At 62.6% G+C, this 22,969-nt stretch carries 21 protein-coding genes and 2 tRNA genes; 15 read left to right on the forward strand and 8 right to left on the reverse strand.

The window, feature by feature from the left end; all coding sequences use genetic code 11:
* Nucleotides 1-127: 127 nt before the first annotated feature.
* The gene (locus ACZ9HU_RS10305) at nucleotides 128-310 is read right to left on the reverse strand and encodes a Flp family type IVb pilin (protein WP_476104717.1); all 183 of its coding nucleotides are present in this window, start codon (nucleotides 308-310) and stop codon (nucleotides 128-130) included.
* Nucleotides 311-542: 232 nt separating this feature from the next.
* Complete coding sequence (locus ACZ9HU_RS10310; protein WP_476104718.1) at nucleotides 543-740, reverse strand: Flp family type IVb pilin; 198 nt, start codon at nucleotides 738-740, stop codon at nucleotides 543-545.
* A gap of 110 nt (nucleotides 741-850) precedes the next feature.
* Between ACZ9HU_RS10310 and ACZ9HU_RS10315 the strand changes: the two genes are divergently transcribed.
* The 7 genes from ACZ9HU_RS10315 (at nucleotide 851) to ACZ9HU_RS10345 (ending at nucleotide 5,125) form a co-directional block, all read left to right on the forward strand.
* Nucleotides 851-1,270 carry a (deoxy)nucleoside triphosphate pyrophosphohydrolase gene (locus ACZ9HU_RS10315; RefSeq protein ID WP_476104719.1) on the forward strand — a complete coding sequence of 140 codons (420 nt, stop codon included), beginning with the start codon at nucleotides 851-853 and terminating at the stop codon, nucleotides 1,268-1,270.
* A 65-nt stretch (nucleotides 1,271-1,335) separates the two neighbouring features.
* Nucleotides 1,336-1,412: transfer RNA gene (locus ACZ9HU_RS10320), tRNA-Arg, on the forward strand.
* Nucleotides 1,413-1,469: 57 nt separating this feature from the next.
* A tRNA-Arg gene (locus tag ACZ9HU_RS10325) sits at nucleotides 1,470-1,546 on the forward strand.
* A 229-nt stretch (nucleotides 1,547-1,775) separates the two neighbouring features.
* Nucleotides 1,776-2,393, forward strand: a complete 618-nt coding sequence (folE, locus tag ACZ9HU_RS10330; protein ID WP_476104720.1) for a GTP cyclohydrolase I FolE — start codon at nucleotides 1,776-1,778, stop codon at nucleotides 2,391-2,393.
* A 44-nt stretch (nucleotides 2,394-2,437) separates the two neighbouring features.
* On the forward strand, nucleotides 2,438-3,373 hold the full coding sequence (locus tag ACZ9HU_RS10335) for an alpha/beta hydrolase family protein (protein WP_476104721.1): 936 nt from the start codon (nucleotides 2,438-2,440) through the stop codon (nucleotides 3,371-3,373).
* Between the two features lie 84 nt (nucleotides 3,374-3,457).
* On the forward strand, nucleotides 3,458-4,255 hold the full coding sequence (locus ACZ9HU_RS10340; protein ID WP_476104722.1) for a right-handed parallel beta-helix repeat-containing protein: 798 nt from the start codon (nucleotides 3,458-3,460) through the stop codon (nucleotides 4,253-4,255).
* A 126-nt stretch (nucleotides 4,256-4,381) separates the two neighbouring features.
* Nucleotides 4,382-5,125, forward strand: coding sequence for a ParA family protein (locus tag ACZ9HU_RS10345; RefSeq protein WP_476104724.1), 744 nt, complete (start codon nucleotides 4,382-4,384; stop codon nucleotides 5,123-5,125).
* Between the two features lie 71 nt (nucleotides 5,126-5,196).
* Here ACZ9HU_RS10345 and ACZ9HU_RS10350 read toward each other — a convergent pair whose 3' ends face one another.
* Nucleotides 5,197-5,676 carry a redoxin family protein gene (locus tag ACZ9HU_RS10350; protein WP_476104726.1) on the reverse strand — a complete coding sequence of 160 codons (480 nt, stop codon included), beginning with the start codon at nucleotides 5,674-5,676 and terminating at the stop codon, nucleotides 5,197-5,199.
* Between the two features lie 290 nt (nucleotides 5,677-5,966).
* Between ACZ9HU_RS10350 and ahcY the strand changes: the two genes are divergently transcribed.
* From ahcY to trxA, 8 genes are all read left to right on the forward strand, one after another.
* Nucleotides 5,967-7,370 (forward strand): adenosylhomocysteinase, encoded by a 1,404-nt coding sequence (ahcY, locus tag ACZ9HU_RS10355; RefSeq protein ID WP_476104727.1) that lies wholly within the window; start codon nucleotides 5,967-5,969, stop codon nucleotides 7,368-7,370.
* A 387-nt stretch (nucleotides 7,371-7,757) separates the two neighbouring features.
* Nucleotides 7,758-10,136 (forward strand): PAS domain-containing sensor histidine kinase, encoded by a 2,379-nt coding sequence (locus ACZ9HU_RS10360; protein ID WP_476104728.1) that lies wholly within the window; start codon nucleotides 7,758-7,760, stop codon nucleotides 10,134-10,136.
* A complete protein-coding gene (tsaE, locus tag ACZ9HU_RS10365; RefSeq protein ID WP_476104730.1) occupies nucleotides 10,136-10,576 on the forward strand; it encodes a tRNA (adenosine(37)-N6)-threonylcarbamoyltransferase complex ATPase subunit type 1 TsaE in 441 nt (146 codons plus the stop codon). Before ACZ9HU_RS10360 ends, tsaE begins: the two co-directional genes overlap by 1 nt.
* Nucleotides 10,570-11,592 carry an aminoglycoside phosphotransferase family protein gene (locus tag ACZ9HU_RS10370; RefSeq protein WP_476104732.1) on the forward strand — a complete coding sequence of 341 codons (1,023 nt, stop codon included), beginning with the start codon at nucleotides 10,570-10,572 and terminating at the stop codon, nucleotides 11,590-11,592. Before tsaE ends, ACZ9HU_RS10370 begins: the two co-directional genes overlap by 7 nt.
* On the forward strand, nucleotides 11,589-12,311 hold the full coding sequence (locus tag ACZ9HU_RS10375; protein ID WP_476104733.1) for a nucleotidyltransferase family protein: 723 nt from the start codon (nucleotides 11,589-11,591) through the stop codon (nucleotides 12,309-12,311). Before ACZ9HU_RS10370 ends, ACZ9HU_RS10375 begins: the two co-directional genes overlap by 4 nt.
* The gene (gene addB / locus ACZ9HU_RS10380) at nucleotides 12,304-15,354 is read left to right on the forward strand and encodes a double-strand break repair protein AddB (RefSeq protein ID WP_476104735.1); all 3,051 of its coding nucleotides are present in this window, start codon (nucleotides 12,304-12,306) and stop codon (nucleotides 15,352-15,354) included. Before ACZ9HU_RS10375 ends, addB begins: the two co-directional genes overlap by 8 nt.
* A complete protein-coding gene (gene addA, locus ACZ9HU_RS10385; RefSeq protein ID WP_476104736.1) occupies nucleotides 15,351-18,863 on the forward strand; it encodes a double-strand break repair helicase AddA in 3,513 nt (1,170 codons plus the stop codon). Before addB ends, addA begins: the two co-directional genes overlap by 4 nt.
* Before the next feature lie 62 nt (nucleotides 18,864-18,925).
* Nucleotides 18,926-19,246: a thioredoxin gene (gene trxA, locus ACZ9HU_RS10390; RefSeq protein ID WP_476104737.1), complete on the forward strand. Its 321-nt coding sequence runs from the start codon at nucleotides 18,926-18,928 to the stop codon at nucleotides 19,244-19,246.
* Nucleotides 19,247-19,294: 48 nt separating this feature from the next.
* Here trxA and ACZ9HU_RS10395 read toward each other — a convergent pair whose 3' ends face one another.
* The 5 genes from ACZ9HU_RS10395 to argJ form a co-directional block, all read right to left on the reverse strand.
* The gene (locus ACZ9HU_RS10395) at nucleotides 19,295-19,885 is read right to left on the reverse strand and encodes an outer membrane protein (RefSeq protein ID WP_476104738.1); all 591 of its coding nucleotides are present in this window, start codon (nucleotides 19,883-19,885) and stop codon (nucleotides 19,295-19,297) included.
* Between the two features lie 154 nt (nucleotides 19,886-20,039).
* On the reverse strand, nucleotides 20,040-20,309 hold the full coding sequence (locus ACZ9HU_RS10400) for a DUF1294 domain-containing protein (protein WP_476104740.1): 270 nt from the start codon (nucleotides 20,307-20,309) through the stop codon (nucleotides 20,040-20,042).
* Nucleotides 20,306-21,106 (reverse strand): inositol monophosphatase family protein, encoded by an 801-nt coding sequence (locus ACZ9HU_RS10405; RefSeq protein WP_476104742.1) that lies wholly within the window; start codon nucleotides 21,104-21,106, stop codon nucleotides 20,306-20,308. The genes ACZ9HU_RS10400 and ACZ9HU_RS10405 overlap by 4 nt, the downstream gene beginning before the upstream one ends.
* Before the next feature lie 12 nt (nucleotides 21,107-21,118).
* Nucleotides 21,119-21,736 (reverse strand): glutathione S-transferase family protein, encoded by a 618-nt coding sequence (locus ACZ9HU_RS10410; protein ID WP_476104743.1) that lies wholly within the window; start codon nucleotides 21,734-21,736, stop codon nucleotides 21,119-21,121.
* 5 nt (nucleotides 21,737-21,741) lie between these two features.
* Complete coding sequence (gene argJ / locus ACZ9HU_RS10415; protein WP_476104745.1) at nucleotides 21,742-22,968, reverse strand: bifunctional glutamate N-acetyltransferase/amino-acid acetyltransferase ArgJ; 1,227 nt, start codon at nucleotides 22,966-22,968, stop codon at nucleotides 21,742-21,744.
* Between the last annotated feature and the right edge of the window lies 1 nt (nucleotide 22,969).

Below are 22,969 nucleotides of genomic sequence, written 5' to 3' on the forward strand. Positions count from 1 at the left end.
ACTATAATATATTGATTAACTGATATTAACCTTAAAATGCCCAATGGGCGCATGGTCCGGCCGGGCAAAAAGAAGGGGCGGCAGGTTTCCCCGCCGCCCCGTTCCTTAACCTTAACGCGCTGGCGAATTAGGCAGCAGCAGCGTTGGCCGTCGACATCTGCGACGAGGTCGTGTTGAACGTGCTCTTGAGCTGGTTGCCCAGGCCGTTCATGGCGGTGATGGCGGCAACGGCGATCAGAGCAGCAATCAGGCCATATTCGATGGCGGTCGCACCAGCTTCGTCGCGGATCAGCTTGTTGATGAACTTCATGGTCAGTCTCCTGTAGCAGTCTTTCCGCCCTGCCAGTTTTCCCGTCTCAGCCCGGCGGTGAACCTCTTCCTAGTGGAGATGTCTTAACAATCCGTCAGCGCAGCCGAGTCGCTCGTGGATAATACGGATGGGCCGATTCATGAGGTGTCAGGACACGGCTCCGCTTTGCATTTTGCAAATGGCGGGTGGCCGTCGCGGCAAAATGTGTGGCGAATCGGACGTTAAGGTCGAATCAGCTTCCAGTGGCCTGCTGGACGGCGGTTTCGGTCTGGGAGCTGACGTTGTTCCACGTTACGCCAATGGCATTGGCCATTCCGCTGAGCGAGGCGACCATGGCGATGACGATAAGGCCGCACAGCAATGCATATTCGACCGCGGCAAGCCCGCGTTCGTCCCGAATAAGCCGGGCCAGGATTTTTGGAATAGACATATTTCCCGCCTGCCCAATTGCATTGCGACGCTATTGTGCCCGATGCGGAGTTAATAAGCTCTTGAACGCTGTATAATTAGGTTTTCGGATGAATGGACAAAGGGAATAGGATGATTTTGCCGGTGGTGGCCGTGGCGCTGTTAAATAAGGATGGGCGCATATTGATGCAGCGCCGCCCGGAAGGGAAGGAGCATGGCGGCCTTTGGGAATTTCCCGGCGGCAAGATTGATCCGGGCGAGGGGGCTGTCGATGCCGCACTGCGCGAGATGGAGGAGGAATTGGGTGTGGGGTTGGATGCCGATGCCCTCTACCCTGTCAGCTTTGCCGAGAATGGATCGGGGCGGCGCATTCTCCTGCTGCTTTATGCTGCGCACATCTGGCGCGGCGAACCGGAGGCGCGGGAAGGCCAGCATTTTGAATGGATTGCGCAAGGCGATCTGATGGCGCTTTCCATGCCTCCGCTCGACGTTCCTCTGGCGCAGGCGCTTTTGCGCTGGATCGCGGCCGGAAATGGGCCTTGTGAAAATTAGTTTTTGCGCGTTGCATTTTTCTGCTTGCCAAGCTGGTGAATGCCCCTTAGAGGGGCGGCTCCAACGCACCCGTAGCTCAGCTGGATAGAGCATCAGACTACGAATCTGAGGGTCGGACGTTCGAATCGTTCCGGGTGCGCCATTCCTCTTACAGGTGGAATGGACAGCCTTTTGGTTGTTGGGTCCTGTGCCAAATTGCGCACCCGTAGCTCAGCTGGATAGAGCATCAGACTACGAATCTGAGGGTCGGACGTTCGAATCGTTCCGGGTGCGCCAATTTGTCCATGGGTTTGCGACATGGTCGCCTTTTGCCCCATCGGGCATGTTTCCTCCAAAATGACAATTGCTCTTGCTTTGGCCGAGAGAACGGCCGAAAGCGGCGCCCAGAAGCGGTCGATAAAAGACCCGTAAACCATGCTGGCCCTGACAATGGCTGACGACGCCGCGAGAGGATTTCCTTGACGCCCCGTCGGTCCGATTGGCCCGCATGATGGAGTAGCGCAGGATGAACGTGATCAGCGACCATTTCGACCCGCATGATGATGCGGATGACGGCAAGCTGCCGGTGCCTCAGGAAGTTCAGGAAGCGATTCGCACGCTGATTCGCTGGTCTGGCGATGATCCGCAGCGCGAAGGGCTGATCGACACGCCCGCGCGTGTCGCCCGCGCGTGGAAAGAATATTGCCATGGTTACGACGAGGATCCCGCCGCCCATCTTTCGCGCACGTTCGAGGAAGTGGGCGGTTATAACGAGATTGTCCTGCTCAAAGACATTCCGTTCCAGAGCCATTGCGAACACCACATGGCCCCGATCACCGGCAAGGCCAGCATTGCCTATTTGCCGCGTGAACGCGTGGTGGGCATTTCAAAGCTGGCGCGCGTGCTGCATGGCTATGCCCGTCGTTTGCAGATTCAGGAGCGCCTGACCGCCGAAGTGGCCCAGTGCATCTGGGACAATCTGGACCCGGTGGGCGTGGCCGTGGTGGTTGAGGCGCAGCATGGTTGTATGACCGGGCGCGGCGTAAAGACGCCGGGCGTGGGCATGGTGACCAGCCGCATGATGGGCGTGTTCCTGTCCGATCCGCGCAGCCGCAAGGAAGTGCTCAGCCTGATGGGCTATTGATCGGTTTGGTTGACCCGGCGCGTGCGGGGTGAAAAGGTGGGGTTATGAAATTCCAAGCCTTCGCCCGCCGCGCTATGCTTTGCGCTCTTGTCGCTGTTCCTCTGACTTCGGCCCAAGCCGGGGCGGCTGTCAGCAAGGCAAGCCTGCCCGCCGCCATCTATGCCGATCCTCCGCACGATGCGGCCCATCCGGCGCGGATGGAGGTTTTGCACATTCCATCGGGCGGGCCATCGGGCGGGCCATCGGGCGGGGTAGAGATCAATGGCGTGGCCTATCTGGCCTCTGGCGCCGCGCCGCGTCCGACGGTGGTGATTTGCCACGGTTTTCCCGGCAATGAAAAGAACCTCGATCTGGCGCAGGCGTTGCGCCGGGCGGGGTGGCACGCGATCACTTTCAATTATCGCGGATCATGGGGCAGCCCCGGCACGTTCCGCTTTGGTCAGAACCCGCAGGATCTGGAGGCAGTGCTGGCCTATCTGCGCGATCCGGCCCATGCCAAGGCCTTGGGCATCGACACTGCGCACATGGCGGTTGTCGGCCACAGCATGGGCGGATGGGTGACGGCCATGGCCGGGGCGCAGGATAGGGGGCTGGTGGCGCTGGGGCTGATTTCTGCCGCCAATTTCGGGGCGATTGGTCAGATGGCGCCGGGGCCGCGCGTCAAAATGATGTCCGAGAATATGGAAACGCTGGCTGGAACATCGCCGCAGGCCTTGTCGGATGAATTGGGCGCACATACTGCGGACTATGATTTCACCGGCACGGCGCCAGCTTTGGTCAATAAGCCTTTGCTTGTGCTGACTTCCGAAGATGGCCTTGCGGGCCATGTTGCGCCTTTGGTTGCCGCGATCCGCAAGGCGGGTGGGACAAAGGTGCAAACCGGGCATGTCGTGACCGATCACAGTTGGTCGGACCATCGCGTCGATCTGGAGGCGCGGGTGATCCGCTTCCTGACCCCATATTTGCGCGGCAAAGGTTGATTCGACGCGGAATTGATTCGAAATTGAACGGAGTTCCCTTCGACGAGGGTTAATGATTTCCGCATCCTTTGCCTCATGCAAACTATGGATCGAACGGTTATTGCGACATGGGTCAAAGGATGGGGGGGTAAGATTCTCGCCATCCTTCTGGCCGGAATTCTGCCAACGTCGCCCGCATACGCGCTGATCGACCAGACATGGATATCGGTCTATGGCGTGGACAGCGGGTCGTGCAGCGGGACGGCGCCATGTGCCACGCTTGCCTACGCCCTTCGTCAAACATCCACCGGTGGCACGGTCTTTGTGATGGATAGCGGTTATTACGGCGCGGCCACTATCGACCGCAGCATGACCATCCGTTCCGAATATGGCCAGATGACGATGATCACCTCTTTGACCATCAATACGCCATCCACGGGCCAGGTCGTTGTGGACAATGTGGCAATTGAATGCGCAGCGCCCGCCCGCGGCATCACCTATAGTACCGGCGTCAAGATTTTAAGGGCAGCCGATGTTCTGCTCAACCATGTTTCGATCAAGGATTGTGCATCGGCCAGCAGCGTGGCGGCCGGAGTCTATATCTATTCGACGACAAATTGCCGTGTGACGATCAATGACTCGGTGATTTTCAACAATCCGGTCGGCGTTCTGGTGTCCAGCACCGATGGTATGGCCCATGCCAAAATCTATCGCACCCTGTTTCTTTCCAATAGTGAATCGGGCGTGCGTGTGGTGGGCACGGGCAATGACGCGATCATGGCCGACAACAACATGCTGGGCAGTGTCAAGTCGATGGACCTGCAATCGGGCGGGGCGTCGCGGTCCTTTGGCAATAATTCGATGACCAGTGGTGATACGCCCATCTTGATGTCGCAATATTGATTTAGCATTTGGGCTGAACTCGATCCCATTTTGGGCCAATCGGGATTCAGCCCTTGCGCCTGCTCGCCACCGTGCAATGGATTAGCCCCAAGGCTTGTGGGCTTTACGAATTCTGGCGCGGGAAGCATGGCGGTCATTGCGGTTTACAGTTCTAAGGGCGGCGTGGGAAAGACGACACTGGCGGTCGATCTGGCCTGGCGCTCGGCCGCTTTGGGTGGGCATCGTACGCTGTTGTGGGATTTGGACGTGCAAGGTGGGGCCGGGTTCCTGCTGGGCATGGAGGAGGTGCCGAGGATGCGTGCGGCCAGCCTGTTCCAGCGTGAGGGGCGCCCGGAGCAGTTGATCGAGCCGACACCCTATCATGGCCTCTCGCTGCTGCGCGCCGATGACAGTCTGCGCAGCCTGCCGGTGCATTTGGCCCGGTTGGGTCAGAAGAAGCGGCTGGCCCAACTGACATGGCCGCTGCGGCGGGAATTTTCGCGCATCATCCTCGATTGCCCGCCCATGCAGAATGAGGTCAGCGAGCAGATCCTGTCGGCGGCCGACGTGCTGATCGTGCCCTTGCCCGCATCACCTCTGGCGGCGCGGGCGCTAGATCTGTTGCGGCGCGATTTGGTTAAGGAAAATGGGCGGCACCCGCCGCTCTTGCCCGTCCTGTCCATGTATGATGCCCGGCGCAAAGGCCATCGCGCCGCGAGAGAGGGCAAGATGGCGCCTTTCCCGATAATCCCCATGGCCAGCATGATTGAACAGACGGCATTCCGCCGCGCGCCTATCGGAACATTTGCGCCCAATTGCGAACCGGCCCGCGCGCTGGACCGTCTGTGGCGCGCGATTGAGGTCAAGTTGCAGGACGAAGCGGCCGCATAATGGGCAAAACAAAACCCCGGCACCGCATGGGCACCGGGGCTTGTTTTGCCGATCCGGGGATCAGCGGAAAATCAGAGGTTTTCCAGCACGTATTCGGCGCTCGACACCTTGAATTCGCCCGGACCTTCGACGAAAACCTTTTCGACCACGCCGTCATTGACGACCAGCGCGAAACGCTGACCACGCTTGCCAAGGCCAAAGCCCGAACCGTCCATGGTCAGACCCAGAGCTTCGGCGAAATCGCCATTGCCGTCGGCCAGCATGGTGACGTCGGCGCTGCCCTTTTGCGCGCCCCACACGCCCATCACGAACGGGTCGTTGACGGCGGTGCACACGATTTCGTCCACGCCGGCGGCCTTGAGTTCAGCAGCCTTTTCCACGAAGCCGGGCAGGTGCTTGGCCGAGCAGGTCGGCGTGAAAGCGCCGGGCACCGAGAAGACAACGGCCTTCTTGCCCTTAAAATATTCGGCGGTCTGAACGGGTTCGCGCTCGGAATCGGTCGACTTGACGAGCTTGACGTCGGGCAGGCTTTCGCCGGGGGCGATGGTCATGGCTTTCTCCTTATACGGGGCGGCGCGTTAGGAAAGCCGCCTCCTGTCTGTGTCAGATATAGGCCGCCCTTTCGCAGTCGCAACCGGGCTTTGTCATGGGCGCGCGAATTTATCGCAAATGGAGCACATGACCGTGGGTGGTGCAGGTGTTAATCCGTGATCGTTAGGCAAGGGATATAAAGGAAGCTTTATATTCATTGCGCGCGCGGTGCCGCTGGGCTAAAGGGCGACCATGATGGCGTCCATGCGGCGCCCGAATTGTTGACACTCTCTCGTTGAGGAGCCCTCTCGTGACCACGCTGGAAGCCCAGAAGGACTATGTGATCGCCGATATCGGCCTTGCCGATTTTGGCCGCGCGGAAATCGCCATTGCCGAAACCGAAATGCCCGGCCTGATGGCTCTGCGCGCCGAATATGGCGCGGCCCAACCGCTCAAGGGCGCGCGGATCACCGGTTCGCTGCACATGACGATCCAGACCGCCGTGCTGATCGAAACGCTGGTTGCTTTGGGCGCGGACGTGCGCTGGGCCACCTGCAACATCTTCTCGACGCAGGACCACGCCGCGGCCGCCATTGCCGCGCAGAACATCCCCGTGTTTGCCGTCAAGGGCGAAAGTCTGGCCGAATATTGGGACTATGTGGGTCGCATTTTCGACTGGGGTGATGAACCCTGCAACATGATTCTGGACGATGGCGGCGACGCCACGATGTTCGCCCTGTGGGGCGCGCGCGTTGAGGCGGGCGAAGAACTGTTCGAACCGTCGAATGCCGAAGAAATCGAATTCGTCCGCGCGCTCAAGAACTTCCTCAAGGCCAAGCCGGGCTATCTGACCGCCACGGTCAAGGCCATCAAGGGCGTTTCGGAAGAAACCACCACCGGCGTTCACCGCCTCTATGCGCTGGCCAAGCAGGGCAAGCTGCCGTTCCCTGCGATCAACGTGAACGACAGCGTGACCAAGTCGAAGTTCGACAACCTCTATGGCTGCAAGGAATCGCTGGTTGACGCGATCCGTCGCGCCACCGACGTGATGCTGGCCGGCAAGGTCGCTTGCGTGGCCGGTTTCGGTGACGTGGGCAAGGGTTCGGCGGCATCGCTGCGCAATGGCGGCGCCCGCGTGATGGTGACCGAAATCGACCCCATCTGCGCGCTTCAGGCCGCGATGGAAGGTTATGAAGTCGTCACGATGGAAGAAGCCGTCAAGCGCGCCGACATCTTCGTGACCTGCACCGGCAATGAAGACGTCATCACCGCCGACCACATGGCCGCGATGAAGCCCATGTCGATCGTGTGCAACATCGGCCACTTTGACAGCGAAATTCAGATTTCGGCCCTGTCGAACTATCAGTGGACCGAAGTGAAGCCCGGCACCGACCTGGTCACCTTCCCCGATGGCAAGCAGATCATCATTCTGGCCAAGGGCCGTCTGGTGAACCTTGGCTGCGCCACCGGCCACCCGTCCTTCGTGATGAGCGCATCGTTCACCAACCAGACGCTGGCCCAGATCGAGCTGTTCACCAAGGCCGACCAGTACAAGAACGACGTCTATGTGCTGCCCAAGCATCTCGACGAAAAGGTCGCCGCGCTGCACCTCGAAAAGCTGGGCGTGAAGCTGACCCAACTCAGCCAGAAGCAGGCCGATTATATCGGCGTGCCGCAGGCCGGGCCGTTCAAGGCGGATCACTACCGCTATTGATCCCTTGGGATTGATTGTAAAAACGCCTCGCGGGGGAGAGATCCTTTGCGGGGCGTTTTGTTTTTTGCCAGGGTTTTTGCCTCCGGCGGGTTAAGGGCGGGGGCCCTTAACAATCCCGTTAATGTCTGCGTTTAGTTATGGAGGCAGCGTTAGGTGTCGGACGCATTGTTTGAATTTTAAAGCCTGCGGCGCCTTTGAGGCCGCGCTCACCGCGCCGCAGGCTCTATAAACTCTCCCGCCATCGCAAACCTCCCACCACCCCATTCATGGGATTGCAAAGGGACAAGTCCCTTTGCCCGCCGGAGGCACCTCCAAACGGCAACCCCACACCCTTATATCTCACACCCCCCATTGCCATTCCGCCCCCATCCGCTTAGCTGATAGGCGATGCAATGGACCCCTCTAACCATGGTTGTCATGGGCTTGCTGCTGGCCGGATGGGCTGTGGCGGCGGGCTGGGCTGTGCTGTCGGCGTTGTCGCGCGGGCGGGCGGCAGAGGGCGCGGTGCGTCAGGCGCGGCGGCTGGCCCGAATGGTGGAGGACAGCCCGGCGCAATTGCTGATCGTGCGCAGCGATGGCCGGATCGAGGGTTCGGCGCGTCTGGCGTCATGGCTCGGCTTTTCCTCGATGCCGCAGTTTTTGAGCGAGTTGGACGGAGGCAAGGCCGATCGCGGTTTAAGCGCAGAGCAATTGGAACAATTGAACGAGGCCGTGCTGTCTGCCCAGCGCACCAGCCGCCCTTTCAGCCTGTCGCTCAGCCCGCGCGGTTCGCGCCGTTCGCTGTCGCTGCGCGGCGGGGTTGCCGATCCGCAAGTGGCCCCCGCCGGATCGGCACAGGTCTGGGTGTTCGACGCCAGCGAGGCCGAGACCCAGATCGCCCGGATGCGCGCCGAAACCGCCCGGTCGAAAAGCGATTTTCTCGCACTGGTCGGCCTGATCGAGGCCGCGCCCATTCCGATGTGGTTCCGCTCGCCCCAGGGTGAATTGCGGCTGGTAAATTCGGCCTATGTCCGCGCGGTCGGGGCCGAAAATGCCGAGGCTGTCGTCAATGGCGGGCTTGAACTGGTCGAGCGGATTGACGGGCAGACACCTGCACAGGTCGCCGCGCGCGCCATGCTGGAAAGGCGGCCCGTCGAACGCCTGGTTGCCGCGACCATCGATGGACAGCGCCGCGCCTTGCGCGTTTCGGACTTGCCGCTGGGGGACGAGGGCGTAGCGGGCTATGCCATCGACATCGAGGAAATGGAGGAAATCTCTCGCGCTTTCCGTGCCTTCCGCGATGCACAGCGCTCGATGCTCGATCTGCTTTCCTCGGGCGTGGCACAATTTGATGCGCGCCACCGCCTGACCTTTGCCAATCAGCCGTTCCAGCGGCTCTTTGCGCTTGGTCCGGCGGACATGCATGACGCGCCGTTTGAGCGCCTGCTCGATGCCGCACGGGAATCGGGCCGCGTGCCGGAAATGCGCGATTATCGTGCATGGCGCAAAGAACGCGCGGAATGGTTCGCCGCCTCCGAGGCGCAGGAAGAGGCATGGCCGCTGTCCGATGGCACGCATTTGCGCGTTGTGGCCCAACCCATGCCCGATGGCGGCCTGTTGCTGGTGGTGGAGGATCGCACCGAAACCCTGCGCATTTCGGCCATGCGCGACACTTTGCTGCGCACCCGCACCGCCACATTCGACAGCTTGTTCGAGGCCGTGGCGGTCTTTGCCCCCGATGGCCGTCTGCAATTGTGGAACCGCCTTTTCGCCAGCGCCTGGGGGCTGGAGCCGGAAGTGCTGGACGCCCACCCGCATGCCGATGATGTAATCGCGCGCATCGCCGCGCATCTCAGCCAGCCCGAACAGGCGCAGGCCGTGGCCGACGGATTGCGCACCGCCACGCTGGAACGGCGCCAGACCAGCGGGCGCGTGACCATGGCCGATGGGCGGACGCTGGAATATGCCGGGGTGCCTTTGCCCGATGGCAACGGCTTGCTGACGGTTCTGGACATCACCGATTCGCAAAAGGCCGAAGAAGCCCTGCGTGAACGCAATGCCGCGCTGGTCGAGGCGGACCAGCTCAAGACGCGTTTCCTTGCCAATATGTCTTATGAATTCCGTACGCCTTTGACCTCCATCGGCGGCTTTGCCGAAATGCTGGAGGCCGGATTTGGCGGCGAATTGTCCGAAAACGGGCGCGAATATGTCGAGGCGATCCTGACTTCTGTTGCGCGCCTGACCGATCAGATCGAGAATGTCCTCGACCTTTCGCAATCCGAAGCGGGCATGTTGCCGCTGGCGCTGGAGCCGGTCGATCTCTTCGCCCTGATGCGCCAATTGGTGCAGGAGCGCGAGGCGCTGGTTCACACCAAGGAACTCGAACTCGACCTGCGGGGCAGCAGTCTGAACACCGGCAAGATCGAGGCCGACCCGCGCCGTTTGGGCCGCGCTTTGGCCCATTTGCTGGACAATGCGCTGGATGCAACGCCGGTCGGCGGGCGCATTCTGGTCGAGGTGGGGCGCCATCGTTCGCGCCATGGATCGGGCAACAACCGCGCCCGCGTGGTGATTTCGGACAATGGGCCGGGCATGGACCGGGCGGCGCTTGCCCGCGCCTTTGACGGTTTGCCGATCGAACCCACCAGTCCGGGCAGCAAGAACAGCATCCGGCGTCAGGGCCTTGGCCTGCCCTTGGCGCGCCAATTGATTGAGGCGCATGGTGGCAGCCTTGAACTCTTGTCCGAACCGGGAGCGGGCACCGCCGCGATTGTGGAGCTGGATTGATGAAAGTGGAATTGCCCGATCTGGCCGCGATGGAGCGGTGGGGCATGGCGATTGCGCAGGCATTGCGTCCGGGCGATGTGGTGGCGCTGCATGGCGGGCTGGGCGCGGGCAAGACCACGCTGGCGCGCGCGATCATCGCCGGATTGGGCCATGATGGCGAAGTGCCATCGCCCAGCTTTGCCATTATCGAACCCTATGATGGCTTGCGCTTTCCCTTGGTCCATGCCGATTTCTACCGCCTTGCCGATCCGTCTGAGGCGCAGGAACTGGGGCTGGATGATTACCGCGATGGCGGGGTGCTGATTGCCGAATGGCCGGAAATGGCAGGCGGCTTTGCGCATGAACCGGGATGCCTGTCGATTTTTCTCGAAACTGCGGATGACGGCCGCTTGGCCATTGTCGAGCCGGGGGCGGATTGGCTAGGGCGCGTTCCATGCTGAACACTTTGCCTGATGGCCTGACCGAATTTGTTGCGACTGCCGGTTGGGGCGATGCCGCTGTGGAGCCTTTGCCCGGCGATGCTTCGTTCCGTCGCTATTTCCGCCTGCGCCGCGCCGTAGTGGAAGATGGGGGGGGCGAAACGGCGATGTTGATGCATGCCCCGCCGCCGCAGGAAGATCCCGCGCCCTTTCTGGCGGTGGCCGACTGGCTGGGCGCCCATGGATTGCGCGCGCCCGCCATTTTGGCGCAACAGGCGGCGCAAGGCTGGGTGCTGCTCGAAGATTTCGGCAATGACCGCGTGCGCGACTGGCTGGACGACAATCCGCAGGACGAGCGGGCAGTTTACGAAGGCGCGCTGGCTCCGCTGGTCACGCTGACCCAATTGCCCGGCGGGCCTTGGGCGCCCTATGACTGGTCGGTCTATCGCCGGGAAGTGCGGCTGCTGACCGAATGGTATGTGCCCGCCATGGGCCTGTCGGTGGATGAGGCCGGTTTTGACGCGGCATGGGAGGAAGCCCTTGCCCCGATGATCGCGCGCCAGAATGCGTTCAACGCAACCGGCGGCGTCACGGTCCTGCGCGATTATCACGCCGAAAACATCATGCTGCTGTCGGGCGGTCTGGCGGATCAGGGCCTGCTGGATTTTCAGGACGCCTTGGTGGGCCACCCCGCCTATGATCTGGTCAGCTTGCTTCAGGATGCGCGTCGCGATGTCTCGCCCGAAATCGAGGCGGCGATGATCGAGCATTACCTTGCCGCCACCGGATTCGACCGCGAGGCTTTCCTTGCAGACTATGCCCTGTTGGGCGCGCAGCGGAACGCCAAGATCGTGGGCATTTTCGTGCGCCTGTGCAAACGCGATGGCAAGGCGCGCTATCTCGACATGATCCCGCGCGTATGGGCCGCGATGGAGCGCGATCTGGCGCATCCGGCGCTGGCCCCGGTGGCGCGTTGGTTTGAAACGAATATCCCGGCCGAAATCCGCGCGGCCCATGGTGGAAGGACCCCCGCATGAAGCCCCTGGTTTCCGATACGGCCATGGTGCTGTCCGCAGGGCTTGGCAAAAGGATGCGCCCGCTGACCGCGACGCGGCCCAAGCCGATGGTGCCGGTTGCGGGTAAGCCGCTGATTGATCATGCGCTGGACAAACTGGCCGAAGCGGGCGTGGCGCGGGCGGTGGTCAATGTCCATTACATGGCCGATCACATTCTGGCGCATATGGGCAAACGGAAAACGCCTGCGGTGACGATTTCGGATGAGCGGGCACTCTTGCTGGAAACCGGCGGCGGCATGGTCAAGGCGTATCGTGACGGCGCGCTGCCCGATCCGTTCTTCGCGCTCAATTCGGATAATGTCTGGCTGGATGGGCCGGTCGATGTGTTCCATGACCTGTCCTCGGCATGGGATGCGGATCGGATGGATGCTTTGCTGTTGATGGTGCGCCATTCGGACGCGGGCAATTATCGCGGCGTGGGTGATTTCCGCCTCGATCCGCTGGGCAGGGTTGCGCGCCGCGCCTCGCGCAAGGTGGCGCCCTTCATCTTTACCGGCATCCAGATCGTATCGCACCGCCTTTTGCGTGATGCGCCCGAAGGCGCCTTTTCCACCAACATCCTGTGGGACCGCGCGATGGAGGAGGGCCGACTCTATGGTCTGGTCCATACCGGCAAGTGGTTTGAAGTAGGCACGCCCCAATCCATCGCCCCGACCGAGGAAGCTCTGGGCCGTGGGTGATCGGGCGGGCGTGAAACCGCGCCAGCCCAAGGTCTATTCGATCCCGGCGCATCGCGGCTTTGCCGATGCCTTGGTGGCGGGTCTGATCCCGCGCTACGCCGATCCTGATCTGGGGCTGGCGCGGCTGACGCTGTTGTTGCCCAATCAGCGTGCGGCGCGTAATCTGACCGAGGCTTTTGTTCGGGCGGGCACCGATGGGTTTCGCGGGGGCGCTGCTGGTTTGCTGTTGCCGCGCATGGTCATCGTCGGCGACCTTGATCTGGACGAGGCGCTGGGGCCTTTGCTCGACCCCATCGGGGCCAGCGATATTCCGCCCGCGGCCGATCCGACCCGGCGCTGGCTGCGGCTTGCCGATATTCTGGCGCAGGTCGAAGGGGCCGAGGGCACGCAGGGCGGGGCGGTACGCCTGCGCCGTGCCGCCGAAATTGCCCAGAGCATCGACCGTCTGGCCGTCGAAGGCATCGCGCCAGAAGATCTTCTGTCGGAGGATGTTCTGGCCATCATCGGCGAACAGGCTGAGCATTGGCGTCAATCGACCCGCGCCTTTCTGACGGTACAGGCCCACTGGTGCGCCCAGTTGGAGGCTCAGGGCGAGGTCGATCCGCCGGTGCGCCGCAACATGCTGTTCGACCGCGCCGCCATGGTCTGGCGCGACAATCCGCCGCCCCATGCCGTTGTCGCGGCAGGCATCACCAGCGCTTCGCCATCACTGGCGCGGTTTTTGCGCGTGGTGTCGGAATTGCCGGACGGGGCGGTGGTGCTGCCCGATCTCGATCTGGCGCTGGATGATGATGTGTGGGACGAATTGGGCCATGCGGGCGTAGCGCCGGAATTGGGCGATGCGCCCTTTGGCCGGGAAGACGCGCTGACCCATCCGCAATATCACCTCAAGCTGCTGCTCAACCGCATGGGCGTGGCGCGGGGGGAGCTTGACCTGTGGCATCGCGCCGGGCCGTCGGCGGCCCCGCCCGAACGCAGCAAGGCGATCTCGAACCTGTTCCTGCCCGCCAAGGCTTCGGCGCGCTGGGTCGATCTGCCTGAACGGCAAAGGCGTCTGGCCGCCGTTCGCCTGATGGAAAGCGAGCATCCGGGCGAGGAGGCGCAGGCCATCGCCATCCTGATGCGCGAGGCATTGGAAACGCCGGAAAAGCGCGTCGCTTTGGTCACGCCCGATCGGGGTTTGGCAAGCCGCGTGGTCGCCCATCTGCAACGCTGGGGCATCAAGGCCGACGATACCGCAGGCCGCGCCTTGCCCCAGACGGCGGCGGGGCGGCTGTTGCTCCTGCTGGCCGAGGTTGCGGGGGAAGGCGCGCCGCCGGTGCCGTTGATCGCCTTGCTGGGCCATCCGATGGTGGGCGGATCGCAAGGGCGCGCCTTGTGGCTGGACCATGTGCGCGTGCTGGACCTCAACCTGCGCGGGCCAAGGCCGGATGCGGGGCTGGCGCCTTTGCGCGCGATTATTGAGCGGATTGAGAAAAAGCGCGGCCCCGGCCCATTGACCGCATGGTGGGACGAGGTTGAGGGCATTCTTGGCCCGTTGATGAGCCTGCCCGAAGAGGCGCCGCTGGCCGATCTGATCGACGCGCTGGTGGCCGCCGGTGAGGCGCTTTGCGGCGAGGAATTATGGGCCGAAGCACCGGGGCGTTCGCTCTCCTCCTTTGTCGAAAATCTTCGTCTGGCAGCTTCGGCCGAAGGGACGCGGCTACAGGTCCGCGATCTGGCCTCGGTCCTGCGCCATGCGATGGACAAGGTGGCGGTGCGCCCGCAATGGGGCGGCCATCCCCGCGTGGCGATCTATGGCTTGCTGGAGGCGCGCATGACGCGCAGCGATCTGGTCATCTGCGGCGGCCTGACCGAAGGGTCATGGCCGGGCAGCCCGTCGCCCGATCCGCTGTTGCCGCCCGCTGTGCTGCGCCATCTGGGCGTGCCGGGGGCCGAGTTTCGCATTGGTCTGGCCGCGCATGACCTTGCCGGATGCCTTGGCGCGCCGCAGGTGGTGTTAAGCTGGGCGCATCGTGATGAAGGTGGGCCGGTGATCCCCAGCCGCTTTGTCCTGAGGGTTCAGGCGATGTTGGGCAAGGAATTGTCCAAAAGCCATGCCGAGGAACTGGCCGTCACCTATGCCCGTGACATTGATGTGGGCAAGGTGGCCGCGCCCCATCCGCGCCCCCAACCCATGCCCAGCGCCGAGCAGCGCCGCGTGGACATTCCCGTCACCGCGCTCGACCGTCTCCGCGCCGACCCGTATCAGTTTTATGCGCAGGCGATCCTGCGGCTCAAATCGCTCGACCCCTTGGATGCGGAGCCCAGCGCGGCATGGCGCGGGACGGCGGTTCACGCCATTCTGGACGCGTGGCACAAGGATGGCGCGCCGCGCGGGGCCTTGGTGGCAACGGCCAACAATGTGCTGGACGGCATGAGTGCGCATCCGTTGGAGCGCAGCCTGTGGCGTCCGCGCCTGCTGGCCGCGCTGGAATGGATTGATGAGGAAGTGGCTGCTTTGGCCGCGGAAGGGCGTCGCGTTCTGGCCACGGAAATCCGGGGCGAGATGCGCATCGATGGCATCCGCATCCATGGCCGCGCCGACCGTATCGACCGGATGCCCGATGGCAAACTGGCGGTGGTTGATTACAAAACCGGCGGCCCGCCCAGCGGCAAGATGGTCGAGGCGGGTTTTGCGCTGCAATTGGGTCTGATCGGGATGATTGCCGCAGATGGCGGGTTCAAGGATGTCGAGGGCGTGCCCAATGTCTTTGAATATTGGTCGCTTTCCCGTCGTAAAAAGGGTGATCCCGGCTTTGGCTGGCGCGATGAACCCATTTTGGAAAATCGCAAGAAATCGGGCATCCCGCGCGAGGAATTCCTGCACAAGACCGAGGAATATCTGACCGATGCCATCGGGCAATGGTTGTTGGGCCAGGCGCCTTTTACCGCGCGGCTGCGGCCTGATATTCCCAGCTATAATGATTATGATCAATTGATGCGGCTGGACGAATGGATCGGATGGATCGGTTCGGACGAAACGCCGGAGGATGAAGCGTGAGCGGGCCTCAAAAACTCCACGGCCTGCATGGCAATCAGGCCAAAGCAGTGCTGCCGCAGGAAACCGTGTGGCTTTCGGCCAGTGCGGGGACGGGCAAGACGCAGGTTTTGTCCTCGCGCGTGTTGCGCCTGTTGTTGACCCCGCATGTGCGGCCCGAACAGATCCTGTGCCTGACCTTTACCAAGGCGGGCGCGACCGAAATGGCCGAGCGCATCAACAGCAAACTGGCCGGATGGGTGCGGGCCGCCCCCACGCAATTGGCCGCGGAGCTTGAGGCGATCGGGGCGGAAATCCTGCCCGACATTCAGGACAGGGCGCGCACTTTGTTCGCCTCGGTGCTGGATTGTCCGGGCGGGGGCCTACGGATCGACACGATCCATGCCTTTTCGCAATGGCTGCTGGCCGCTTTTCCCGAAGAAGCGGGGCTGAGTGCGGGCGCCCGCCCGATGGAGGAGCATGAGAAAGTGCTTCTGGCGCGGCAGGTCTTGGCCGATCTTTTGCTTGATGCGGAAAAGCGGGGGGATCATGCGCTGCTCAATGCGCTGGCCTCGCTCTCGCTGCGCATGGGCGGGGATGCGGTGGAAGGCTGGCTGATGCGCTGTGCCGGGGCGCGGGGCCTGTGGTTTGGCCCCGGCGCGTGGCAGGTGCCCGTCGCACCGCGCGTGAAACAGGCGCTGGGCCTGCCCGCCGATGCCGATATGGCGCAGGTTGTCGCCATGTGCGCCGATGATGCCTTTGACGTGCGTTCGGTGCGATGGCTGCTGGATGTGGTCAAGCAATGGACCGACAAAAAGGGCAACATGACCGCCACGGCCGAGAAAAAGGCCAATGCGCTTTGTGACTGGCTGGAGGCATCGCCCGAACAAAGGCTGGAGGGGCTGGGCGGGCTTTACTCGGCAATTTTTACCAAGGAGGGCGTGCCTTCCTATCAAAAGAATCTGGACAATATCGCGCCCGATTATGGCGAATATTGCTACCGCGTCGCTCTGCATATTGACGCGGTCAAGGCGCGGCGGGCGCTTGTGGCCTTGGCGCAATGGCTCTCGCCCGCGCTGGAATTGGGCCGCGCCTATGCTCTGGCATGGGAAGAGGCCAAGGCGCGTGAAGGGCTGATCGATTTTGATGATCAGATCGCCCATGCCGCTGATCTGCTCAGCCGGGCCGATATGGCCGATTGGATCCGGTACAAGCTGGACCGCCGTTTCGACCATATTCTGGTGGACGAGGCGCAGGACACCAACGCCGAACAATGGCGGATCATCGAGGCGCTGACCGAGGAATTTTTTGCCGGGGAGGGCGCGCATAGCGATTTTGCGCGCACGCTGTTCGTGGTGGGCGATTTCAAACAGGCGATCTTTGGTTTTCAGGGCACGAGTCCTGAAAATTTCGCCGCCGCGCGTGAACGGGTCAAATCCCGCATGGGCGGTGCGGCGGATAATGCCGACGCCATTCGCGGCGCGCCAAAGGCGCATCGCCTGATGGAATTGGGGTTGGAGCGCTCTTTCCGCACCGCTGCGCCGGTTTTGAACTTCGTTGACCGGGCGATTGAGCATCTGGGCGCCCCCGCCTTTGGTCTGGACGCCACGCCCGAACCGCATCAGGGCGAGGACCGCCCCGGCCTTGTCGCCATGTGGCGGCCGGTGGGCGGGGCGGCCCAGAACGATGACGAAGATGGCGGCGATGAAGATAGCTGGCTCTCGCGCCCCGAACGCGAAATGGCGGACCGGATTGCGCGTCAGGTCAAACATTGGCTGTTTTCGCCCGATGGTTTCCCGCTGATCAAGGGGCGCAAGGTGGCGCGCCGGGCAGAGGCGGGCGACATCATGATTCTGGTGCGCAAAAGGCGCGAGTTGGCCGGGTTGATCGTGGCGCGATTGCATGCCGCAGGCGTGCCGGTGGCGGGGGTGGATCGCCTGCGTCTTGGCGCGCCTCTGGCGGTCAAGGATCTGATGGCGGCCCTGCGTTTTGCCGCGCAACCGTTGGATGATCTCAATCTGGCCGCCTTGCTGGTGTCGCCTTTGTTTGGCTGGTCACAGGATCAATTGCTTGAACATGGCTATCGCGACGAGGGCGTAAAGCTCTGGGCGCATCTGCGGCGCAGCGGCGCGCCTTTGGCCCAATCGGTGGTGGAGCAATTGAACCAGTTGCTGGCCCGCGCCGATTTTGAACCGGTGCCGGTGCTGCTCCACTGGCTGTTGGTGGGGCCGTGGGGCGCGCGTGAAAGGCTGGTGGCGCGGTTGGGGCGTGAAGCGAATGATCCGCTTGATGAATTGATCAATGCCGCCCACGCCTATGCGGCCAGCGCGACGCCCAGCCTTGTGGGTTTCCTTGCATGGTTTGACGCGGGCGATGGCGAGTTGAAGCGCGAGGCGGGCAAATCCGACGGTCTGGTCCGGGTGATGACGGTCCATGGTTCAAAGGGGTTGCAGGCGCCCATCGTCATCCTTGCCGATGCCACCGGCGATCCGGCCAAGAGCAAGGGTTCCCCGCTGTCGGTGGAGGACCCCAGCGCGGTCCTGACCGGCGACAAACGCACCGTGCCTTTGCCCAATCTGGGCAAGGAGGAAAAGCAAGGGCCGATTGCCGAAGCCGCCGCTCGTGCCGCCAAGGCCGAGGGGGAGGAGCATTGGCGCCTGCTCTATGTCGCCATGACGCGGGCCGAGGAAGCCTTGTTCATCGGCGGCGCTCTGGCCGCCAATGAAAAGGAACCGGCCAAGGGCAGTTGGTATGCGCGGCTGGCCGAGATATTCGGGCCTGAAGATTGGAAGGCCGACCCGCTCTGGGGCGCAGAGGCGCGCTGGGGCGCTTTGGCTCCGGCGGCTCAGTGGCAGGCCGAGACGATGGAACTGGCCATGGAGGCGGGCAAGCCGGGTTGGCTGAGCCGCGCCGCGCCCGAAGAAGCGCGCCCGCCGCGCCCGCTGGCACCTTCAGCCTTGGGCGAGGACACCGCCGCCGATCCGCCCACCGCGCTGGGGGCCGCACGGGCGGCGGCGGCGCGTCGGGGTACGTTGATCCACGCCTTGCTCGAACGCCTGCCCGGTGCGGCCGATCCGATGGGCGCGGCGATGATATGGCTGGGGCGGCAGGCGCGTGATCTGGACGAAGACGCCCATCGCGAGATGGCGCAGGCGGCGATGGATGTTCTGGCCAATCCCGATTGGGCCGAGTTGTTTGGGCCTAACGCATTGGCCGAGGTGCCGATTGCCGCAACCGTGGGGACACAGGTGGTGGCGGGTACGATCGACCGTTTGCTGATTACGCCCGACCGCATTCGCCTGATCGATTTCAAAACCGCGCGTCGGCCTGCTGCGTCCGTGGCGCAGGTTTCCGTCGCCATCCTGCGCCAGATGGCCGCCTATGTCGCCGCGTTGGAGGTCGCCTATCCGGGGCGGCGGGTGGAGGCGGCGCTGCTCTACACCACCGGGCCGCATCTCATCGACCTGCCCGACAGCATTCTGGCCCCGCACAAGGCCAGCTTGACCCATACGCAGGAAAGCTTGGCGCTCTAGGGTGGTTGCGCCCGCCCCATCATCGACTATCTTAGGTTCAACATTTCAGGAGATTTCAGGCCATGGCCACGATCAAGGTAACCGACGCAAGCTTTTCCACCGACGTTCTGGCTTCTGACAAGCCGGTCGTGGTCGATTTCTGGGCCGACTGGTGCGGGCCTTGCAAGATGATCGGCCCGGCTCTGGAAGAGCTGAGCGATGAACTGGGCGAGCAGGTGACCATCGCCAAGGTGGACATCATGGAAAACACCGAAATCGCCAGCCAGTTCGGCGTGCAGTCGATCCCGCTGCTGCTGGTGTTCAAGGATGGCAAGCCGGTGGCGCAAAAGCTGGGCGCGGCGCCCAAGAGCCAGCTCAAGGCATGGATCGAAGGCGCGCTCTGAGGCGTTATGATAGAGGGCAGAGCGCAAGAGCGCTTTGCCCTCTATGTATCAGAAACGGACCCCGACGCCGGTCACGACCTGATTGCGGGCAAAACCCGAGCTGTAATTGGTATAGCGATATTCGGCCAACACATAGGCCGGCCCAAGGATCGTTTGTTGAATGCCGACGCCCGCGCGAATGCCGCTGACGTTGCGCTTCTCTGTGAAAAAGATGGCCGGGCCGTGCAGGGCAAATGACGCATTGTTGGTGAAATCTGCATTGGCATAGCCAAGCTTGGCATAGATCTTTGTTGAAGGCAGGACTTTGACGCTGACCCGCCCGCCCGCATAAATATCGCGGTCCGCCCGCAAGTAGGCCGGACCAGCTTCGCGTCGCCCCGAACTTCCATTGATTTCGGCATCTGCGCCAATGGAAATCATCGGCATTACGGCCAGATCATAGCCAATGCCGCCGCCATAGGTTAGCCCATTGACCTTCGTGAAATCGGAAAGATTGACGGCAAAGGCGCTTCCCGAATTTGAAACATTGTCCCAGCCGACCACCGCTTCTGCACGTAGATTGCCGCGCGCTGATGCTGGGGCGGAGACAAGGCAGATGGAGGAAAGGATCGCACACGTAGTGGCGGTTGTAAAACGCATCTCCAGGGTCCCCTGTATCATTTAATGAGATCTATTTTTGGAGATATTTCAACTATTTTTGGGAAAGGCAAATGAAATAAGGGATTTTTCTTTTCTGTATCGGATCATCTGTCCCATAGGGGCGGCCCCGGCGGTAAAAGGGGGCCGGTTTCGATTAAAGCATAAACCATCCGGTTATCAGGGCAGCCTGCACAGCGACAATCAGCCATAGATAGGTCGAAAACGGCTGTTTGCGCGTCTTGTGCCGAAACCATGGCCGCGCGATGATGGCGCCGGGCGACCCGCCCAGCGCCGCCATCAGCAAGAGGCTGGATTCCGGGATGCGCCGCCGTCCCTCCCGTGCGTAACGCTTGTCTTGCCAGAACAGATGGACCGTGCGCGCATTGACCAGCACCAGGGCGAGGGGGACATAGCCTGAGATCAAATCCCCGCCATCCGCTTCGCCAGTTCATCCCACAAGGCGGGCGAAGATGCACCGATCAGACCCTTGCGATCCTCGTCCACGCGATAGGGGGTGCCGTCAAATCGGGCCGCCTTGCCGCCCGCCTCGTTGAGGAACAGGACGCCCGCCGCATGGTCCCAGGCCAGCGTGCGCTCAAAAATCGACACATCGTTCACGCCGGTCGCCAGACGCGGATATTGTTCGGCGGCACAGCGGGGGATATCGACCATGCGGTAATGCGGGGCGATGTGGTCCATCAGGGCCGCCCGCCGCGCCGGATCGGCAAACAGCACAGAGATGGCCGCAATCGCCGGGCTTTCCCCGCTGGTGCGCGCGGTCAGGCGTTCGCCGTTGAGATACGCGCCCTCGCCGATCCGCGCATGGCAGAACCGGCCCGAAAGCACGTCATAAATCCAGCCGCCAATCGTTTCGCCCCCCTGCGCCAAAGCGACAAGGATGCCGAAAGGCGGGCGGCCATGGGCGAAATTGTTGGTGCCATCCAATGGGTCGATGATCCAGCAAAGGTCGCTGCCCAAACGCCCCATGATCGAGGGATCGGCAAAGGCCGCTTCCTCGCCCACAATCGCCGCTTCGGGCAGGATGCGCGCCAGACCCTCGGCCAGAATTGCCTCGCTCTCCTTGTCGGCAATCGTCACCAGATCGTCGGAGGCTTTTTCGATAATGTCGGCGGCGGCCAGATGCTGATAACGCGGGGCAATGGCGCGCGCGGCAGCGTCCGCCATCACATCATGGACGGCTTCGCTCAGAGTATCGGTCATGAATCGCGCCTTTCAGGTGAGGGGGATGGCGACATATTGGAAACCGGGGCGGGCGCTGACCGCGTCAAACCAGCGGCGGATATTGGGCACATCTTCGCGCGCAAAGCCCAGCTTGAACCAGGTGTAGGCATAGGCGCCCATCGGAATGTCTGCGATGCCGAAAGCCTCTCCGCTCAGGAAAGGCTGGCGGGTCAGCGCTTCTTCCATGATCCGCATCAGCTTGTTGGTTTCGGCGATGGTGCGCTCGATCTTGGCCGCGTCGCGGTCCGGTTCAGCCACGCGGACCATTTGCAGGAAACCGTCGCGCTGCGCATCGGCAAAGGCGAATTGCCAATCCATCCATTTGTCCGCCAAAGCCCGCGCAGGCAGGCCCTCTGGCCACAAATGCGGCGCATAGGCATCGGCCAGATAGCGCAGGATCGCGTTCGATTCCCACAGCGAGAAGGTATCGGCCACCTGATGATCGACCAGCGTGGGCACCAGCCGGTTGGGGTTCATTGCCAGATATTCGGGCGTATAGCCAAACTGGCCCCCGATATCATGGCGCACCCATTGGGCGCCGGTTTCGACCGCCGCCCAGACGACCTTTTTGACATTATGCGAATTGAGCCGACCCCAGATGGTGAGCATGGGCCTCAGCTCCGGTAATCGGCGTTGATGCTGATATAGCCATGCGTCAGGTCGCAGGTCCACACCGTCGCGCGCCCTTGCCCAAGGCCGATATCAACCTCGATGCTGATCTCCTGACCCTTGAGGTGCGCGGCCACCGGGGCCTCGTCATAATCGGGCAGGGGCTGGCCGTCCTTGGCCTGCCACACGCCGCCAAAACCGATGGAGAGACGGTCGCGGTCGGCCGGTTCGCCCGCCTTGCCCACGGCCATGACGATACGGCCCCAATTGGCGTCCTCGCCCGCGATGGCGGTTTTGACCAGCGGCGAATTGGCGATGGCCATGCCGATTTTGCGCGCGCTTTCATCCGACACCGCACCTGTGACGGAAACGGCGATGAATTTCTGCGCGCCCTCGCCATCTTTGACCACCAGATGCGCCAGTTGGCGGCACACATCGGTCAGCGCCGCGGCAAAGGCATCGGCGCCCTCGCAGCCCTCGCAATTGATGATCGTGTTGCCCGCCTTGCCCGTGGCAAAGGCCAGCACCGTGTCGCTGGTCGAAGTGTCGCTGTCCACGGTGATGCAGTTGAACGTTTCGTTCGCGGCCTTGGTCAGCAGTTCCTGCAAAAAGGCCGGATTGATGGCGGCATCGGTAAAAATATAGCCCAGCATCGTCGCCATATCCGGGGCGATCATGCCGCTGCCCTTGATGATGGCGGAAAAGGTCACGGTCTTGCCGCCGATGATGGCGGTGGCGGTCGCGCCCTTGGCGAAAGTGTCGGTGGTGCCGATGGTGTTGGCCGCATCTTCCCACGAACAGGGGGCGGCGGTCAGGGCGTTGTTGACGCCTTCCTTGGCCTTGTCCTTGGGCAGCGGGACGCCGATCACGCCGGTCGAGGAAACAAAAACCTGTTCACGAACGCAGCCCAGATGGGCCGCAACCTGATCCATGATCTGTTCGACCGCCTCGCGCCCGCGGTATCCGGTGAAGGCATTGGAATTGCCCGCGTTCACGATCAGCGCCCGCGCGCGGCCCTGCTTCACATTGGCGCGGCCCAATTCCACCTCGGACGAACAACAGATGTTGCGCGTGAACACGCCCGCCACGGCGGTGTTTTCATCCAGCTCGACATAGGTCAGGTCGCAGCGATCCCATTCCTTGTATCGCGCGCGGGCAACGCGGGGCGTGGCCCCGGCAATCGCGGGCAGGGTGGGGAACGGCGTGGCGAGCGGAGAGATGGCGTGTGACATG

Source organism: Novosphingobium sp. Sphag1I, from assembly GCF_056279125.1.

Bases quoted from the DNA above. Each gene is read 5' to 3' on its own strand.
- ACZ9HU_RS10345 (WP_476104724.1), top strand. From the start codon at position 4,382: ATGGCGGTCATTGCGGTTTACAGTTCTAAGGGCGGCGTGGGAAAGACG.
- argJ (WP_476104745.1), bottom strand. From the start codon at position 22,968: ATGTCACACGCCATCTCTCCGCTCGCCACGCCGTTCCCCACCCTGCCC.
- ACZ9HU_RS10395 (WP_476104738.1), bottom strand. From the start codon at position 19,885: ATGCGTTTTACAACCGCCACTACGTGTGCGATCCTTTCCTCCATCTGC.
- ACZ9HU_RS10350 (WP_476104726.1), bottom strand. From the start codon at position 5,676: ATGACCATCGCCCCCGGCGAAAGCCTGCCCGACGTCAAGCTCGTCAAG.
- ACZ9HU_RS10360 (WP_476104728.1), top strand. From the start codon at position 7,758: ATGCAATGGACCCCTCTAACCATGGTTGTCATGGGCTTGCTGCTGGCC.
- ACZ9HU_RS10310 (WP_476104718.1), bottom strand. From the start codon at position 740: ATGTCTATTCCAAAAATCCTGGCCCGGCTTATTCGGGACGAACGCGGG.
- ACZ9HU_RS10370 (WP_476104732.1), top strand. From the start codon at position 10,570: ATGCTGAACACTTTGCCTGATGGCCTGACCGAATTTGTTGCGACTGCC.
- folE (WP_476104720.1), top strand. From the start codon at position 1,776: ATGAACGTGATCAGCGACCATTTCGACCCGCATGATGATGCGGATGAC.
- ACZ9HU_RS10340 (WP_476104722.1), top strand. From the start codon at position 3,458: ATGGATCGAACGGTTATTGCGACATGGGTCAAAGGATGGGGGGGTAAG.
- trxA (WP_476104737.1), top strand. From the start codon at position 18,926: ATGGCCACGATCAAGGTAACCGACGCAAGCTTTTCCACCGACGTTCTG.
- ACZ9HU_RS10405 (WP_476104742.1), bottom strand. From the start codon at position 21,106: ATGACCGATACTCTGAGCGAAGCCGTCCATGATGTGATGGCGGACGCT.
- ACZ9HU_RS10335 (WP_476104721.1), top strand. From the start codon at position 2,438: ATGAAATTCCAAGCCTTCGCCCGCCGCGCTATGCTTTGCGCTCTTGTC.
- tsaE (WP_476104730.1), top strand. From the start codon at position 10,136: ATGAAAGTGGAATTGCCCGATCTGGCCGCGATGGAGCGGTGGGGCATG.
- ACZ9HU_RS10410 (WP_476104743.1), bottom strand. From the start codon at position 21,736: ATGCTCACCATCTGGGGTCGGCTCAATTCGCATAATGTCAAAAAGGTC.
- ACZ9HU_RS10375 (WP_476104733.1), top strand. From the start codon at position 11,589: ATGAAGCCCCTGGTTTCCGATACGGCCATGGTGCTGTCCGCAGGGCTT.
- ACZ9HU_RS10315 (WP_476104719.1), top strand. From the start codon at position 851: ATGATTTTGCCGGTGGTGGCCGTGGCGCTGTTAAATAAGGATGGGCGC.
- ACZ9HU_RS10305 (WP_476104717.1), bottom strand. From the start codon at position 310: ATGAAGTTCATCAACAAGCTGATCCGCGACGAAGCTGGTGCGACCGCC.